16 protein-coding genes are annotated in these 16881 nt (G+C 46.6%); 5 read left to right on the top strand and 11 right to left on the bottom strand.

The features are described 5' to 3' along the window. Window positions 1–22: 22 nt before the first annotated feature. From AAC033_RS08630 to AAC033_RS08620, 3 genes are read right to left on the bottom strand one after another with little or no spacing between them, the layout of a single operon-like run. Entirely contained in the window at window positions 23–1057 is a 1035-nt protein-coding gene (locus AAC033_RS08630) for a hypothetical protein (protein ID WP_339737083.1), read from the bottom strand. Next, complete coding sequence (locus AAC033_RS08625; RefSeq protein WP_339737081.1) at window positions 1041–1607, bottom strand: hypothetical protein; 567 nt, start codon at window positions 1605–1607, stop codon at window positions 1041–1043. The genes AAC033_RS08630 and AAC033_RS08625 overlap by 17 nt, the downstream gene beginning before the upstream one ends. An 11-nt stretch (window positions 1608–1618) precedes the next feature. Next, window positions 1619–2176 carry a sigma-70 family RNA polymerase sigma factor gene (locus AAC033_RS08620; protein WP_339737079.1) on the bottom strand — a complete coding sequence of 186 codons (558 nt, stop codon included), beginning with the start codon at window positions 2174–2176 and terminating at the stop codon, window positions 1619–1621. Between the two features lie 112 nt (window positions 2177–2288). Between AAC033_RS08620 and AAC033_RS08615 the strand changes: the two genes are divergently transcribed. The 3 genes from AAC033_RS08615 (at window position 2289) to AAC033_RS08605 (ending at window position 4844) form a co-directional block, all read left to right on the top strand. Next, on the top strand, window positions 2289–3182 hold the full coding sequence (locus tag AAC033_RS08615) for a cation diffusion facilitator family transporter (RefSeq protein ID WP_339737077.1): 894 nt from the start codon (window positions 2289–2291) through the stop codon (window positions 3180–3182). Window positions 3183–3334: 152 nt separating this feature from the next. After that, window positions 3335–4264, top strand: a complete 930-nt coding sequence (locus AAC033_RS08610; protein WP_339737075.1) for an aldo/keto reductase — start codon at window positions 3335–3337, stop codon at window positions 4262–4264. Window positions 4265–4580: 316 nt separating this feature from the next. Beyond that, window positions 4581–4844 carry a DUF1456 family protein gene (locus AAC033_RS08605; RefSeq protein ID WP_339737073.1) on the top strand — a complete coding sequence of 88 codons (264 nt, stop codon included), beginning with the start codon at window positions 4581–4583 and terminating at the stop codon, window positions 4842–4844. A gap of 45 nt (window positions 4845–4889) precedes the next feature. On the opposite strand, the gene AAC033_RS08600 is transcribed toward AAC033_RS08605, so the two are convergent. Further along, entirely contained in the window at window positions 4890–5909 is a 1020-nt protein-coding gene (locus AAC033_RS08600) for a DUF3500 domain-containing protein (RefSeq protein WP_339737071.1), read from the bottom strand. A gap of 120 nt (window positions 5910–6029) precedes the next feature. Then, on the bottom strand, window positions 6030–6470 hold the full coding sequence (locus AAC033_RS08595) for a hypothetical protein (protein ID WP_339737069.1): 441 nt from the start codon (window positions 6468–6470) through the stop codon (window positions 6030–6032). 308 nt (window positions 6471–6778) lie between these two features. Between AAC033_RS08595 and AAC033_RS08590 the strand changes: the two genes are divergently transcribed. Next, the gene (locus AAC033_RS08590; RefSeq protein WP_339737067.1) at window positions 6779–7486 is read left to right on the top strand and encodes a protein-L-isoaspartate(D-aspartate) O-methyltransferase; all 708 of its coding nucleotides are present in this window, start codon (window positions 6779–6781) and stop codon (window positions 7484–7486) included. After that, window positions 7479–9857, top strand: a complete 2379-nt coding sequence (locus AAC033_RS08585) for a hypothetical protein (RefSeq protein WP_339737065.1) — start codon at window positions 7479–7481, stop codon at window positions 9855–9857. Before AAC033_RS08590 ends, AAC033_RS08585 begins: the two co-directional genes overlap by 8 nt. Window positions 9858–9877: 20 nt before the next feature. Here AAC033_RS08585 and AAC033_RS08580 read toward each other — a convergent pair whose 3' ends face one another. From AAC033_RS08580 to speA, 6 genes are all read right to left on the bottom strand, one after another. Then, window positions 9878–10897, bottom strand: coding sequence for a cytochrome d ubiquinol oxidase subunit II (locus AAC033_RS08580; RefSeq protein WP_339737063.1), 1020 nt, complete (start codon window positions 10895–10897; stop codon window positions 9878–9880). Then, window positions 10890–12200, bottom strand: a complete 1311-nt coding sequence (locus AAC033_RS08575; protein WP_339737061.1) for a cytochrome ubiquinol oxidase subunit I — start codon at window positions 12198–12200, stop codon at window positions 10890–10892. Before AAC033_RS08575 ends, AAC033_RS08580 begins: the two co-directional genes overlap by 8 nt. Before the next feature lie 94 nt (window positions 12201–12294). Next, the gene (locus AAC033_RS08570) at window positions 12295–12879 is read right to left on the bottom strand and encodes a uracil-DNA glycosylase family protein (protein WP_339737059.1); all 585 of its coding nucleotides are present in this window, start codon (window positions 12877–12879) and stop codon (window positions 12295–12297) included. Between the two features lie 11 nt (window positions 12880–12890). Then, entirely contained in the window at window positions 12891–13682 is a 792-nt protein-coding gene (locus AAC033_RS08565) for a cation transporter (RefSeq protein ID WP_339737130.1), read from the bottom strand. Window positions 13683–13773: 91 nt separating this feature from the next. Beyond that, window positions 13774–14733, bottom strand: a complete 960-nt coding sequence (locus AAC033_RS08560) for a hypothetical protein (protein WP_339737057.1) — start codon at window positions 14731–14733, stop codon at window positions 13774–13776. Window positions 14734–14860: 127 nt separating this feature from the next. Next, entirely contained in the window at window positions 14861–16753 is a 1893-nt protein-coding gene (speA, locus tag AAC033_RS08555; protein WP_339737055.1) for a biosynthetic arginine decarboxylase, read from the bottom strand. Window positions 16754–16881 lie beyond the last annotated feature (128 nt).

Here is a 16881-nt window from a genome sequence, read left to right as displayed (position 1 = left end):
CTTTTTTTCTGTCGATACACGACTATTTCATGAGTTTGATTCCTCCGTAGCGGCTTTTTATCACAACTTTCTTGTTTGATTCGGGACCGATATTTCCACGTAAAGAGAAGCTGTGGTCGCGCTTTTCCCGGTCTCCTTCAAATTCAGTTTCCGGATACTTGATATCGCAGTAATCGCAAACGGCGTCAATGAAGTAGTTGGCTTGATTCAGCCCGAGTTCAATTCCCCCGTAACTGTTTGTGACTGCTATGTTTTCAAAATCTTCAGCAACTTCGTTTATTCGGACCGAGCCGTACTGGGTGTCCAGAGTCAAGCTTTGCTTAAGTTCTTCAATGCTGTAATTGGTGTATTTTGAATTGGCTCTGAGGCTTCCAATTTCTTCAATGTTGACACCATCGTATTTTGACTCGAGTAGGAGCTCTCCAATCTCTTCGATATTTAAGCCTGAATACTTTGATACGGTCTGGATGGTTTGCGCCTGGCCGATAAATAATTTGGAGTATTTTACATCAGCCTGCATGTGGTTCACCGATTCAATGTCAGCTTTTCCATAGGCAATATCGAGGTTGATTTTGTTACCTCCCGGGGCTTCCAAATTTCCGGCGGTCATGTTCCCGTAGCCTAGGTTAAACGTTCCTTTGGCATTCAGGTTATTGAGTACAATATTGCCAAATTTATTGGTTACGGCTAGATCGCGGTCGGCCGGAATGTTGATGGTGTAGTCGATCGAGAAATTACCTTTGGTTTTGAAATCATCGTTAATCACGGTTTCCAGGTTCAGAACATTACCTACCCGACGCATGTTGATTTGAATCTGGTTGAGCAGGGCTTCAGCCTTCTTTTCATTTGTGTTTTCCACCGAAATCAGGACATCAACGACAACTGAGTCGCCGCCAAAATCATTAATGGTTATGGTTCCAAACTTGTTGGTGACATCTAATGCCTGAACCTGTGATTTCAGGTAAGAGGCATGTTCATTCCGGGTATAATCGGCTGCCTGAGCAGTAGTGAGGCTTACTCCCAGAATCAGGATGAGGATTTTAAATTTCAGTTTCATTATGAGTTAATTTTTGGTGTTTCACTTCTTTTAATTTTTCAATAATCAGGGTTGTTACACTCAGTCTGGCCTGGTAATAATCCAGCATCGCGTTAATCACCCTTTCGTCATCAGGATTGGCTTGCAGTTCCTTTTGAAGTTGGTTCTGCATCCGGTCAAATTCTTCGATCTCTTTGGTCATCATTTGCTGGTCGGCTTCCGAGATAAATCCATCTTCGATCAGTTTGTCCCATTCGGTCATCCCTTGGTTAATGGCCGAGGTAAAGTAGAATTCAACTTCGCGGTATTCGTCCGACACGGATGAAAGAGTCGCCATTTCATCTTGTTGTTTTGCCCGATCGGGTGCGAAATAAATACGAAGCTGATTCCCCAGTAGCAACACAAAGATCAGGGATGCAGCCAGCTGTAAATAAAACTTCGTTCCGAATTTATTTCGGTGTTTAAAACTCTTGTTCAGCTTGGTTTCAAATCGTTCAAAGTGTCCCGTGGGGGCATCTTGCTCCAGGGCATCTTTGTTTTCCCGAATGATCTTCTCCAATAAATCTTTCATATTACCCGTTATTAGTTAATTGAGAAAACTTCATCTTTTTGTAAATAGTCGCGCAATTTCTTTTTTGCCCGCAACAGTTGCGATCGTGATGATGAATTGCTGATGTGCAGGATTTCGGAAATCTCATCGTGGTCGTATCCTTCGAGCAGGTACAGGCTTAAAACAACCCGGTAACCTTCCGGGAGTTGCATAATGGCCTGTTTCAGCTTTTGGAGATCCAATTCACGGGTTTCCATCATAGGGGTTTCCATTTCGTCAGCTATCCGTTCATCCAGTTCTTCAAAATGAACTTTGCGTTTTTTTAAGTAATCCAACGAACGATTCACAACAATTTTTTTGAGCCAGGCACCAAAACTCACCTGGCCCGAGTAAGTTTCAATTTTTTTGAACGCACTTAAAAACGCTTCCTGCATAATGTCTTCTGCCTCTGTGTCATTGCCAACGATCCGAAGGCTGGTGTTATACATTGATTTGTAATACATCTTGTATAACTGAAATTGAGCTTCGCGTTCACCCGACTTGCAGCGGTCAATCACATCTTGATGGATATTTTTATAAAGTGCTTCCAACGGTGTTCTTGTTATTTCTGATTGAAAGACGGTTTGAAAAATTAAATTGTTGCATCATTCCTGACGATTCTTTTCAAAATATTTCTAATTCAAATATAATATCAATATGCTTATGCGGAACATTCGTTTTAATTCACTTGTTAGAGCAGCTATGACACATGAGCATGCACAAAATCGATTGGGCATCACCATTTTTCTTAATGTCGTGATCACCGTAGCGCAAATCATAGGGGGAATCATTTCAGGAAGCCTCGCCCTGATTTCGGATGCATTACATAACCTGAGCGACAGTCTGGCTGTTGTGCTGGCATACATTGCCAACCGATTAAGCGGGCGGGAGAAAACATCAAAGAGTACGTTTGGTTTTCAACGAGCTGAAATCATCGCTGCTTTCATCAATGCCTTGGTGTTGGTCGTTATTTCATTTTACCTGATGGTGGAGGCCATAAAGCGTTATTTCGATCCCCAGGTAATCGATTTTCGCTGGATGCTGTGGTTGGGTATCTTGGGAATTGCGGCCAATGGGTTTTCTGTTTTTTTGTTGCACGCCGACCAGAATCATAATCTGAATATTAAGGCCGCCTACCTTCATCTGATGGGAGATGCGATGACCTCGGTTGCTGTTGTTGTTGGCGCTTTGTGTATTTGGTTATGGGACTGGTACTGGATTGACCCCACAATCACTTTGCTGATCAGCTTTTACCTGCTGCTTCATACCTATAAGTTGCTGAAAGAATCGACTGAGATCTTGATGCAGTTTGCGCCTTCCAATATCTCGGTGCCGGAAATTGCACGACGACTTACTGAGCACGACCAGGTGGCTCAGGTGTATCATATCCACGTTTGGCGCCTGACCGACCGCACGGTTCATTTTGAAGCGCATGTCGTGCTGAACAGCGATTTAAAGCTTTCAGAGACTAAAATAATCAATAAACAACTGGCTCAGATTTTAATTGAGGAATTTGAAATTCAACACATCACCCTGCAACTCGAGTGCGTTAAATGACTGGAACGGTCCTACCTTCTCTTCGTTTCTGTTGCCTTAGCAGGTGCCTTGGAACATCTCCCGCTTTCAAGCTGTTTTTTGAAATGATGCTGTCAATCAACCAATTTCTTTTACATTTGTTGATATCATCAACCAATTAAAAATCTTATGCCATGAATATACCTGGATTGAACCGCCGAAAGTTTATTGCCGCCTTATCCTTAGGAACGGCCCATCTACTGTTCGATAATCCCTTGCTGGCTTCGGGTATTCCCGTGCGGTCTAACGATCCCTTACAAGTAATTAAGCTTGGAAAGTCAGGCGTTGAATCAAGCTTGATTGGAATGGGGACAGGTGTTCATGCCGGAAACAGAACATCATTTCTTACCAAACAGGATAAAAATCAAAGTATTGGTATTATACGGCATGCTTACGATCGTGGAGTCCGGTTTTTCGATTGTGCCGACACTTATGGCACCCACCCGCTAATGTCGGAAGCTCTTCAGAAAATGGATCGTGACAAAATTACGCTTTGTTCGAAAATTTGGGTGAGACCGGGAGGCATTCCTGAACCAGAACGGCCCGATGCAGATGTGGTTATTGATCGTTTCAGAAAGGAACTGGATACGGATTATCTGGATATGGTTCAAATTCATTGCATGGTTGAAACGGATTGGACAGATACGCAAAAACGGCAGATGGAAATCCTCGACAAGTTGAAAGCCAAAGGAATTATTCGGGCTCATGGCGTATCGGTTCATTCGCTCGATGCCATGAAAAAGGCAGTCGCGAGTCCCTGGGTCGACATTATTCATGTGCGCATCAATCCCTACGGTATTGCCATGGATAAGCCGGAGCCGGAAGAAGTGATTGAAGTGATCAATCAGCTTCATGAATCCGGGAAAGGCGTTATCGGTATGAAATTGGTTGGCAATGGCGAATATCGCGACGACAGCCAGAAAATTGACCATGCCCTGAAGTTTGTTCTTGGCTTGGGCTCGGTTGATATGATGATTGTTGGTTTCGAAACCACCGACCAGATCGATAACTATTTAACTCGTACTGAAAATGCCCTGACGGCGCTCACAAATGATTCGTATTAATTGGCAGAAAATAATGCCAAAGGAAGCTACCCTGTTCCCGTAGCAATCTACTCAAAGTCCGAAGGTAAATATCCCCTGGGCAAATAATAATATGCCTTTAACGAAGGCTTATGTGTTAGGATGTGTCGATGGTGTCCATGGATATCATAGATATATCCTAAGAGATTTCCCTTCGATCCCTGGATATGGAAGCAAAAAAGTTGGACTTGCAATCCGGTTTAATCTGTTACTTTTGTGACAGGCTTCGCCGGCGATCAAAACGAAAGCGGGCAGCCAGTAGTATGAGAATCAATTTTCAATCAAAAAACAACAAGCAATGCCTCTTACCAATAATGATATTTTAAAGAAGTTGCGCGTGGCGCTGAAATTGCGTGATGACGACATTATCGAAATTTTAAAGCTGGTGGATTATCCGGTTACAAAAAGCGAACTGGGGGCGTTCTTTCGGAGTGTTGAACATCCCAACTACAAGCCGCTTCAGGATCAGATTCTGCGGAACTTCCTCAATGGGCTGATTATTTATAAACGCGGGCTAAAAGACAAGGGGCCTGCACAAGCTCCGGAGAAAAAACCAGAATAATAGCTCCGGCTATTCAATGAAATAGAAACTTTCGCTTTTTTTGGTTCATTCCCGGTCGTGATGATTGGAATGCTCATAATGTTCCCTGATCAAATCGCGGCCAAAGTCACCGTCAAAATCGCGCCAAACGGAATGGATGTGGTTGGCTCTGTTTTGCGTGTTGTCCAGCTCGATCAAAAAGGTTCTGCCTTGCACCCGGTAGTAATGCGGCTCTCCGGGCTGTGTGCCGCCAGCCCATCCAAAGCGGATCTGGTCAAACTCTTCGGTCTTTAGCAGGTTCATACGTTTTGTAGCCAGCTTGGGGGGCATCGAAGCCAGGTATTCATCAATCAGTTCAAGTAAAATGGCTTGGTGCTTTGGCGCCAGGTCTTTCAGCCGAATGCCCACAGGTTCCATGGGTTTCACCTGGCTTTCATTTGAAGTGGTGATGTCCCGAAAAGTCCGCTCCCGGAAGATGGCTTGTTGGCGTTGATTCTCGGGCAAGGCGTGGAGTAATTCAAAGCCCAGGTCCTCTTCGCGCGCCAACGTTTTTTCTCCTTTTCGTTTTCCTTGGGGAATCACTGCCGGATTGGCACCCATAAAGCGGGGAGCCATCGAAAGCTCGCCGTCAGCCATCGTGAAATTCAGCGACAGGTGGTGCCCTTCAAACGACCAGCCCCACAAGTTATTTTTGTCAGGTTTGCCATAAAAGGCCACAAAATAGTTGTCCGGATTGCGATAGATAGGGTTGTTCTCCAGCTCACCCAGAATCTCTTCCAGCTCCAGAATCTTTTGTGTTTTGTCGTAGCCGGTTTCGCTCAGGTAGCCTTTCAATAAGCTGAAAAGCAGTTGCCGCTGCGTATCGTCAAGCTCGCCCAGGCTAACTCCCGCCCGGGTCCAGCTGGAGGCAGGCAGGTAGTGCCACCGGCTTCGCGACGAATCTTCAAAAGGGAGTTGCGCCCGCTCGCGCTGTGCTTCATCGAGCGACGCCAGAAATTGCCGGGCAGTATCCGGTCCCACTTGGGAGTGGGCAGAGAAGGGACCAACAGCGGAAAGCAGAATCAGAATGATAGCCATTTTTTTCATTTTTCAGGTATTTGAATTAAGGCACAGCCTGTTTGCACAGGCAACGCACTGTTATTCTAACAACTGAACGACCGTTTTTGCTTGCTGTATCTTTTTATCCTGATGATTCCCGATGAAGCGTCAAGGGAGGAGGTAGAACAGCGCGATCAAAATGATGGTGAGCGAAGACACACCAATCGGAAACCACACCGGCGCAATCCAGGGTCGGGGAATGAGAAAGAGCACATCGGGTGTGGTGAGCTTTGGCGGCCACCGGATGAGCATGTAAAGCGATCCGTAGTAGAGCAGGTCCCAGAAAGCGAAGGTCCACAAAAAGACCATAATTTTTTCCAGCCAGCCTTCGCCAACCAACCAGGCCAGTGTTACGAGCATGACGATGGTTGCTGCTTCGCGTGTCATTTCAATCTGCACAAAGCGGCGTGGTACTTTTTCGAGGGCTTGCCGGTTATCCACCTCCGGATCGAGCAAGCCAATAGCTTTGCGCAGGTAGACCACCACGACACCTTCAACATGTGCCATGGCAATACCAAATAGGGCCAGTAGTATGAATTTGACGATCATCGGTTTTCCGTTTTTTTTGAGATGAAACGATAACTTAAACCGGAGTGGATGATCAAAGTTAAGCAGTTACTTTGGCAAATCAAATACCAGCGATTTTAGTCACCCGATGATTCAACAATTAACTGTTTTATAAGAAAGCGACATCATCGTATTTAGCAACATTTATTCATGGGATGACTTTTCGGATCAGACTCAAGTTAAGGATCGTTGATCAGTTCAACTAGCTTGAGAATGAAAATTGTAGCTGATAACCTCCTGTATATTGCTTCGTACATGCAACTATGGAAAACAAATAAAATTAGTCAGCGATGTCAAAGATTTTATTTTCAGTTTGCCTGGCAGGCTTCAGTCTTTTTGCCCTGGATGGCAATGCACAGCAGGATCCGTATGAGCAAACCCGAAAGCTGATGGTTCGCCAGCAGATCGAAAGCCGGGGTATCCGATCCAAACCCGTACTTGATGCCATGCGTGCGGTTCCACGCCACCGCTTTGTACCTGCCAGTTATCAAAGCGAAGCCTATCGTGACGGGCCGCTCCCGATTGGGTACGGACAAACCATTTCGCAACCTTACATTGTGGCGTACATGACCGATCTGATTCGTCCGGAGCCCGGATTTAAAGTGCTGGAGATTGGGACCGGATCGGGATATCAGGCAGCCGTGCTGGCCGAAATTGTTGATTCGGTTTATTCCATTGAAATTGTTGAAGAGCTGGGGCGGGAGGCTACTGAACGGCTGCGGGATTTGCACTACGATAATGTCCATGTGAAAATAGGCGATGGCTACCACGGGTGGGAGAGCGTCGGTCCGTTTGATGCGATTGTGGTGACCGCGGCAGCCAATTATATTCCGCCGCCATTGATCAAGCAGTTGAAAGAAGGCGGCAGGATGGTCATCCCGGTTGGTTCGCCCTTTCAGGTTCAGCAGTTAAAACTGGTGGAGAAGAAAAACCAGCAAGTCAGGACGGAGAATCTGCTACCGGTCCGGTTTGTGCCTTTTACCCGTGAAAATGATTAAAGCAGCGCAACTGAATACTAATCGTGTTGGACTTGGCATTGGGCTGGTATCAGGGGCGCTCATCGCTTTTCAGCTGGCTTTAATGCAAATCTTTTCCATCACTCAGTGGTATCATTTTGCCCACCTCATTATTTCGCTGGCTTTGTTGGGATTTGGCGCTTCAGGAACCTTGCTGGCTTTTTTTCGAGAGCGGTTGGTGCGGCGTTTCGAAACGGTTTATCCGGCTTTGCTTTTGCTTACTGCGGCGATGATGGCATTGGCGCCGCTTGTTATTCAAACTGACCTTTTCCGTTTTGACACCTACCTGCTGTTCAGCGATCGTCGTCACCTGGTCCGTCTGGCCCTGACCTGCCTGTTTCTGCTGCTACCTTTTTTCTTTGGTGCACTGGCAATTGGGCTCAGTTTTGTTCGGTATGGCAGGGACATTGGCAAGCTTTATTTTGCTAACTTGCTGGGATCAGGCATGGGCGGTTTGCTGGCGCTTGTTCTTATGTGGCTGATTTCTCCGGCGGGTTTGCCAGCCGTTTTGGCTATTCTCCCATTGATGGGTGGCTTCGTAGGCCGGGCACATCGGCAAAGCCGGTTGCTGTTCTGGTTGTGCCTTATCCTGTTGGTGTTTATGAATGTTGACGATCTCAGACTGGTTCGTTCAGAGTATAAAAGCATTGAGAAAACCTTGCTGCTTCCGGATGCCGAGGTGGTTAGCCGGGCTTATAGTCCCTATGGTTTGCTCGAAGTGGTTAGCACGCCGGCACTACGTTACGCCCCTGGTCTAAGTCTGACTTATCAGGAGGCCATTCCTCCGCGTCTGGGTGTTTTCAACAATGGCGATGGGCTGGGGGTGTTTCTGCCAAAACCTGAACAGGACTCAGCATCCATTCTGCAATACACCACCAATGCATTGCCTTATTTGATTCAGCAGCATGAAAAGACGTTGATTTTGGGCAGTGGAACCGGCGAACAATTGAGCTTGGCCGTGTCGTATCAAACAAGTGGGATTGATGCCGTTGAGCCCAATCGCCTGTTGGTTGCACTTATGCGGGAGGAGTTTGCCGACTCAATCAACCACTTGCTGGATGATCCGGCTGTCGACATCCACTTGCTCGAGTCGCGTACGTTTGTTCAAGGCAGCCAGACCTCGTACGACTTGATTCAACTGCCGGTGATTGGTTCCTTTTTTGGTTCATCCGGGCTGAATGCCCTGGAGCAACGATACGACCTTACCCGCGAGGCTTTTGGTGAACTGTGGAAACGCTTGTCACCCGATGGACTGATCAGCGTCACGTGCTGGATGGATTACCCGGTGCGCAATCCGTTGAAAATTCTGGCTACTTTGACTGATCTGCTGGAAGTGGAGGTTGAGGAAAAAGAGAAGCATCTGGCAGCGATCCGAAGTTGGAGTACGGTTACGTTTGTGCTTAAAAAGTCGGCTTTTACGCAAGCCGAGGATTCGACGATCCGCGAATTTTGCGGGCGTATGTTTTTTGATCCACTGCTTCTGCCAGTTCAAGGGGAATTTGAGCGCGAGCACTTCAATCAATTGGATGATCCCTGGTTTTTTGAGGCAGTAGATCGGTTGGTAACCGGTTCGGCAGATTCGTTATACAGTGACTATGCTTTTCGCATTCGGCCTGCCTCTGATGATCAGCCATATTTTTTTCAATACCTCCGGCTGAAAAGCTTGAATCAGTTGAATCAACTTTTTGGCGAGCAAACTGTACCGTTTTTGGAATTGGGCTATGTGGTCGTCTGGCTCACCTTACTGCTGGTAGTCGCGGCTTCGTTGGCTTTTATTCTGTTGCCGCTGGTTCCGTCTTCATTCAGCTTGAGGAGAAAATTCAGGACTTTCCTCTATTTTGGTGGGATTGGCTTGGGATACCTATTTGTTGAAATGGTCTTTATCCAGCAGTTTACGCCTTTTCTTGGGCACCCGATTTATGCTGCATCGGGAGTCATCAGCCTGATGTTGCTGTCTTCGGGAGTTGGCAGCTATTTTTCCGGGCACATCCGCCTTTCATCCAAAAACCTTGTGGCTGTCAGCTTGGGAATTGCAGTGGTGACCCTCATTTATGCTTTCAATCTTACTGTTGTCTTGCGCGGTTTTAATTCGTATTCCATGCTGATTAAGGTCGGACTGATGATACTCATTGTTGGTGTTCCGGGTGTGATCATGGGCTTGCCTTTTCCGCTTGGACTGACTGACATTAGCAGGCGCCAGCCGTCAGCCGTTCCTTGGGCCTGGGCTGTCAATGGTTGTGCATCGGTGGTGAGTGCCAGTCTGGCAATCCTGATTTCGGTTGAAGCCGGGTTCCTTTGGGTGATGGTTTGTGCTGCCCTGGCATATTGCCTGGCTGCGCTTGCCAACAGTTAAATCCCTTATCAAAGGATTACTCAGTTTGCTTTTTGTTCGTCCACAGTTTTATCTCCAAACTTGAATGTTTTATAAAGGTAACCCATGTATGGAAAAACGACCAGTACGCCTACAATTAAGGCGATGAGCAGTTGCAGCTGTGTTTGTTTTGGAGCAATCGCGCTTTGAACGGTGATGTCCACCCCATCATTGACTTTGACCAGCACCGGAAACTGAATGGCAAACCATCCGAGCACAATCATGGTGGTTTGAAAGCCTGCAATCAATCGCAGCATTTGGCGGTTATTCCGCTTTAGGTTGATCCACAATAAAGGAAGGGCCAGCGTTGCCAGCACCACACAAATCATGCTTGGGATGGAGTGGTAAAACTCAAAGAAAAGCGGATGTCCTTCCAGCTCGGCCGTGGCAAAAACCAGGGCTCCTGCTACAACCAATGCTATAATCAGGTAGGTGGCGATTCGGGTAAATCGCTCGACATGCGGTTTTTCTTTGGTTTCGCCCAAGGTGTAAATGGTTGCTAAAAAGGCAAAAAGTATCACCACAAAAATTCCGAGACTGAATGAGAACCAGTTAAGCCAGGGATTCAGATAAACAGCATAAAAGCCCTGGGTGTAATCCATCGTGATATCGCCCAGAATAATTCCACCGGTTGTTACTCCTAAAAAGAAGGTGGTAAACAAACTGGAATATCGAAATATGGACGAGTAAATGGCTTTGGGAGTCTCTTCTTCAATGTCATAATGTCGGAAGGTAAAGGCTGAACCACGCAGGATAATACCGATCAGAACGAGTAAAACAGGGATGTGTAGGGCTGTTAAAACGGTGGAATAAACCGATGGAAACCCGACAAACAAGATCACCACCACCAGAATGAGCCACATGTGGTTAGCTTCCCATACAGGAGCAATGGCTCGTGATACGATGCCGGAAGCTTTTCCACGCGAAATCAATTCGAGGATTCCTCCTCCGAAGTCAGCTCCACCGAGCAGGACATAGAGCAATAAAGAAATTCCGAGTATGATTAAGATTATTTCAGTCATGTTTCAGGTATTTGGATTGTAGCATTTTGATTTGACGGCTCATCAGCCAGACAATGATAAAGCTTAACAGGAGGTAGACCGCCGAAATGGTGTAAAAGGTGTATTGGATTCCGGGCATTGGAGTCAGGGCATCTTTGGTTTTCATGATGCCGTAAATAATCCAGGGTTGTCGGCCTACTTCCGTAACGACCCATCCAGCCTGAATAGCAATGAAGCCGAGCGGAGTGGCAAAAACGAGCAGTCGCATCCACCAGCGTTTTTCGAGCCAGTGTTTCCACTTGTAGGTTCCACCCAAAAAGATCAGCGCCAACAGCACCAGAAACATCCCGATGGCTACCATCAGTTGAAAAGAATAGTGAACAATCGGAACTGGCGGCCACTCTTCTTCCGGGAATTCTTCGAGGCCTTTCACTTGGGCATTGAAATCGCCATGAGCCAGAAAACTCAGTGCCCCCGGAATTTTGATGGCGTAGTTGACTTCACGCCTTTCCATATCCGGAATGCCGCCAATGATCAGCGGTGCCGATTCCTGTGTTTCAAAATGGGATTCAAAAGCAGCCAGCTTGGCCGGTTGCAGTTTCGCTACATTTTTGGCAGCGTGGTCTCCACTGAGAGGTTGAAGCAAAGCAGCTACTGAAGCAAACGCCAGTGCAATGGTCAGGGCTTTGGCGTGGATCTCCAACCGGTTTTTCATAAAAAGCAGCGCGTGAACCCCGGCAACAGCAAAACCTGTGGCTGAGAAAGCAGCGATAATCATATGATGCGATTGGGCAAACCAAGCTTTGTTGAACATGGCCGCCACCGGGTCGATATTGTATGCCTGACCGTCAATCCAGTCGAAGCCAGCCGGGGCATTCATCCACGCATTGGCGGAAATAACAAAGATTCCGGACGCAACGCCAGCAATGCCAACAACCATTCCTGTGTATAAGTGTACTTTGTCACTTAGGCGATTCCAGCCGTACAGCCAAAGCCCCAGAGCAATCGCCTCAACAAAAAAGGCCGTTCCTTCCCACGAAAAGGGCATGCCAAAAATAGGACCTGCATGTTCCATGAAGGTTGGCCAAAGCATACCCAGCTCAAACGAAAGTACGGTTCCTGAAACGGCACCAACTGCAAAAAAGATGGCCACTCCCTTCGCCCATGCCTTTGCTAAATCAAGGTAAACCGGGTTTTTTGTCTTCAGCCATTTCCATTCGGCCACAAACATAAACCATGGCATAACCATACCAATACAGGCAAAAACAATGTGAAATCCGAGCGAGACAGCCATTTGCAATCGTGCAGCCAAAAACTCATCCATAGTCTTTTTTTTTGTCTAAAGTAATTAATTTAACTCATTCAACACCTTAAACGGCTTTCTGTTTGATGCGGAAAAGCACAAAAAGAGAAGCCATTTAGGAATCAGCCGGTTGCAGGATGTCTTTTACCAAGGTTTGTAGTTTGGAAAGCACTGATTGGGCAAACCATTCGTTTTTAGCTTGCCAAATGTTGTTGCGGGGCGAAGGGTGGGGAAGAACAAAGTACCCGGGCAGGTAATCTTCAAAATGGCTGACGGTCTCGGTAAGTGTGCGCCGTGTCCGTTCGCCCAGGTAATAGCGCTGAGCATACTGACCGACCAGGATGGTTAGTTTGATTTCGGGCATGCGGTCAAGTAATTTTTGATGCCAAAGTGGGGCGCAGTCTTTGCGGGGCGGCAGATCGCCCGATTTGCCTTTCCCGGGGTAACAAAATCCCATGGGAACCAGCGCGATTTGATGGGGATCGTAAAAATTTTGTTTGTCAACCTGCAACCATTGTCGAAGCTTGTCGCCGCTTTTGTCGTCCCAGGGAATGCCGCTTTGATGAACCGCCAAGCCGGGAGCCTGCCCTACAATCATGATTTTGCTTTTAGGGCTTGCGGTAATAATGGGGCGTGCGCCCAACGGCAAAAAATGGGAGCAAACCTGGCAGGCTGCTATTTGCTGAAGTAGCTTTTCCATGTTTGTCAGATTTATTTACCGAGTTTTAAAATTCGGATAGCTCCCTGAATGACCAACACAAAGACAATGGATCCGACAATCAGGTCGGGTTTGCTCGAATGGAGCCAATTCACGAGTAAGCCGGCCACAATCACCCCCAAATTAATAATCACGTCGTTCGAGGTGAAAATCATGCTGGCCTGCATATGGGCTTCCTTGCTTTTCGATTTTTGCAGCAGGTAAAGACAAATTCCATTGGCGATCAGTGCCAGCACTGAAACCACAATCATTGTTGAAAAGTCGGGCATTTTTTCAGCGCCCAAAAACCGGCGAACCACTTCCATAAACCCAATAACAGCCAGCATAATTTGAAAATAACCGGCCAGCCTGGCGATTTTCTTTTTACGGATTAAGCCGCCACCAACGGCCAGCAGGCTGATGCCGTAAACGAACGAGTCGGCCAGCATATCGAGACTGTCGGCTACCAGGCCCATCGACTTTGAAAGGATTCCGGTAGTCATTTCCAAAATAAAAAAGGTGAAGTTGATGGCTAAAACAGCCCACAAAAGCTTGCGCTGCTGCGATTCCTGATGGAATGAAACCTGTGCTGTTTCTTCGGTCGATAGCTTTTTGCCACCCAGTTTTAACTCGCTGATGGATTGCTCAATGTCATCCAATTGGCCTTGGTGATAAACGGTGAGCTTTCGTTTGGAAAGATTAAATTCTAGCTGTTTGATACTGCTTATCGGATCCAGTTTCATCCGGATCAGGTTTTCTTCCGACGGACAATCCATCTTTGAAATTTCGAAAATCGATTTTTGCATCATGCACATTTTCTTTGAACAGGTAACGGATAAACTGGGCACTTGGTTTTTATCGGTCTTGTCGAAATTCGATGGGCTAGTTTAAAGTTGATCAGTGATTGGCCTGATCGATTGCCGATTCGAAGAATTTCAGAAGATCTTGTTTCACTGTTTCCGGGTGTTCGTGCCCAACGCCCGGATAAGTTTTTATTGTGGCTTCAATATGATGTGCTTCATATTGAAGGGCGCAGTTGGTCCATCTTTCAGGCTGCATTTGTTCACCGAGTGTTTCATAAATCAGGTTTCGTTCGTCCTCGTCATAACCGTCGGCATACGGAATAGCATCATTCTCGTCCAATTCACCCATAAACCAGAACTGGGGCGTTTGGCGAAACGTTTCCAGTTGAAAAGGTTTTTCAAAGCGATCGGCGAAATCACAGGTTCCCAGCGGATAGCTCATGGCGTGTCCGTGCAAGCTGTCGGTTGGAAGCATGAGTAAGCCATTGAGGCCTCCGGCTGCAACAGCCAGAATCCGTTCGGGGTGGATCATCGAAAAGCGATTGGCGAAGGTTCCCGAAGCTGAAAATCCGGTGAGTAAAAATTGCTGTTGGGCGGAATAGCCCATCTCTTTTAGTCGGATTTGCGCATCTTCGACCATGCCCAGCAATTGTAAGTCCATTCGCTCCAGATCATTGCCCCGTTGGTTCATGGCATCGCGATCCAACGAGTGGGTGTAAATGTGCCAGTTTTCAGCTGGCCGGGGAAATACCGGTACCAACAGCGGATAGTTGAGTTGCCGGGCAAGGAAGTTGCCAAGGTAAAAATCTTTCGATGCGACCCGCTTAGCCTTTTCAAGGTGTTCGTCAAAATCATCGCTTGTAAAGCCCGAATTGTTGGGTTCAACAATCAAAAACTGGCTATTTGCCGTATCCATTTTTTCTGGGATATAAAGAAAATAGGGGAAATGGAATCCGGTGGTTTCGTTGGCCTGGATTTGGATGATCCGGCCTTGTTCATTTTCACAGGAGACAGAAAGAAATAAGAGAATAAGCAGCAGCCACTTGTGATTCATTGTGTTAGTTTTTTGTTTTTTTTTAGTATGCAACTCTCCTGAAAAATTACACGCTGGAACTTGCTGGTGAGACAAAAAAAGGCCATTCATTACTGAAAGGCCTTTTGTATTTGTTTTGAATTTCGTCCTATTCCAAATAAGTGTAACCATAAAGGCCTGAACGGTAGTTGGACAAAAACTCTTTGCCTTCAGCAGCTGAGATTATTCCGGCTTTTACCGACGATGTCACCCAGGTTTCGACGGTACGCACCATCTTTTTTGGGTTGTACTGCACGTAGTCCAGTACTTCGGCCACGGTTTCGCCATCGATGATCTGGTCGATGGAATAACCATCTCCGTCAACGGAAACGTGCACCGCGTTGGTATCGCCAAACAGATTGTGCAAATCGCCCAGAATTTCCTGGTAGGCACCAACCAAAAACACCCCGATGTAGTAAGGCTCTTTCGCTTTTAATTTATGCACGGGCAGGTAATGCGAAAGGTTCCGTGTGGAAATGAAGTTGTCGATTTTGCCATCCGAGTCGCAGGTAATATCTTGTATTGTCGCTGCGCGGTCAGGTTTTTCATCGAGCCGGTGAAGCGGCATAATTGGGAAAATCTGATCAATTGCCCAAGAGTCTGGCAGGGACTGAAACAGCGAGAAATTGCAGAAGTATTTGTCAGCCAGTAGTTTTTGTAGTTGGTTCAATTCTTCGGGTACGTGCCTGATTTTGCTGGTCATCTGTTGAATTTCGCGGGCAATCGACCAAAATAAACGCTCCACTTGGGCCCGGGTTTTCAGGTCGAGCAATCCAAGGCTGAAGCGATCCAGTGCTTCTTCGCGTATTTGTTGGGCATCATGCCATATTTCCAGCATGCGTGGCTGGTTAATGGTATCCCACAATGAATACAACTCTTTTACCAGTTCATGATCGTCTGGTTGAGGTTCTTCCTCCTCATCCCACTCAGGCAATGAAGCTGATTCCAGTACCTCAAAAACAAGCACTGAATGGTGAGCTGTCAGCGAGCGCCCCGACTCGGTAATGACGTTTGGGTGGGGAATGTTGTTTTTGTCGCTGACATCAACCATGGTCGAAATCGCATCGTTCACATACTCCTGAATGCTGTAGTTGACGCTGCTTTCGTTGTTGGCCGAACGGGTGCCGTCATAATCAACACCCAAACCACCGCCAATGTCCACAAATTCAATGTTGAAGCCATTCAGGCACATTTGGGCGTAAAATTGTGACGCTTCGCGCAACGCGATTTTGATGCGACGGATTTTGTTGACCTGGCTTCCAATATGAAAATGAACCAGTTTCAGGCAGTCGACCAATTCGTTTTCTCGCAAATATTCCATGGCATCAAGCAGTTCGCTCGACGTCAGTCCAAATTTGCTGACATCGCCACCGGAGTTTTCCCATTTTCCGCTTCCCGAGCTGGCCAGTTTTATCCGGATGCCCAAGTTGGGTTTTATTTTTAACCGTCGGGCAATGCGGGCAATCAATTTCAGCTCGTTCAGTTTTTCCACCACGATATAAATCCGCCGGCCCATTTTTTGAGCCAGCAAAGCCAGTTCGATGTAGTCTTCATCTTTGTAACCATTGCAGATAATCAGAGAGTCGTTGTTCGTGTTTGTCGCGATAACTGCATGCAATTCGGGTTTGGAACCGGCTTCCAATCCAATGTTAAATTTCTTGCCGTGGCTGACAATTTCTTCAACAACCGGCCGCATTTGGTTGACTTTAATGGGATAGATGATGAAATTTTGTGCTTTGTAGTTGTATTCTTTGGCGGCAATTTTAAAGCAGTTGGACATCTTTTCAATCCGGCTGTCCAAAATATCCGGAAAGCGAATCAGCATCGGAGCGGCAACATCCCGTACCTGCAATTCATCAATCAATTCTTTCAAGTCAATCTGAACTCCGTCTTTATGCGGGGTAACAACCACATTTCCTTTCTCATTTACTGAAAAATAGTTGATTCCCCAACCATTGATATTATAGAGTTCCTCGGTATCTTCTATGCGCCATTTTCTCATAGTTATCTATCGTGCTTTTGCATTAAACGTATTTTATTCGGGCCTCAAATATAGTTGATCAATCAATACAATAAACAATATTAAAACGCAAATCCGAGTGAAACAATTTTTTTGGCATAAAAAGCAGT

Origin of the sequence: uncultured Sunxiuqinia sp. (assembly GCF_963974515.1) — a bacterium.
Lineage (GTDB): Bacteria > Bacteroidota > Bacteroidia > Bacteroidales > Prolixibacteraceae > Sunxiuqinia.
This window is presented reverse-complemented; position numbering and strand designations above follow the sequence as displayed.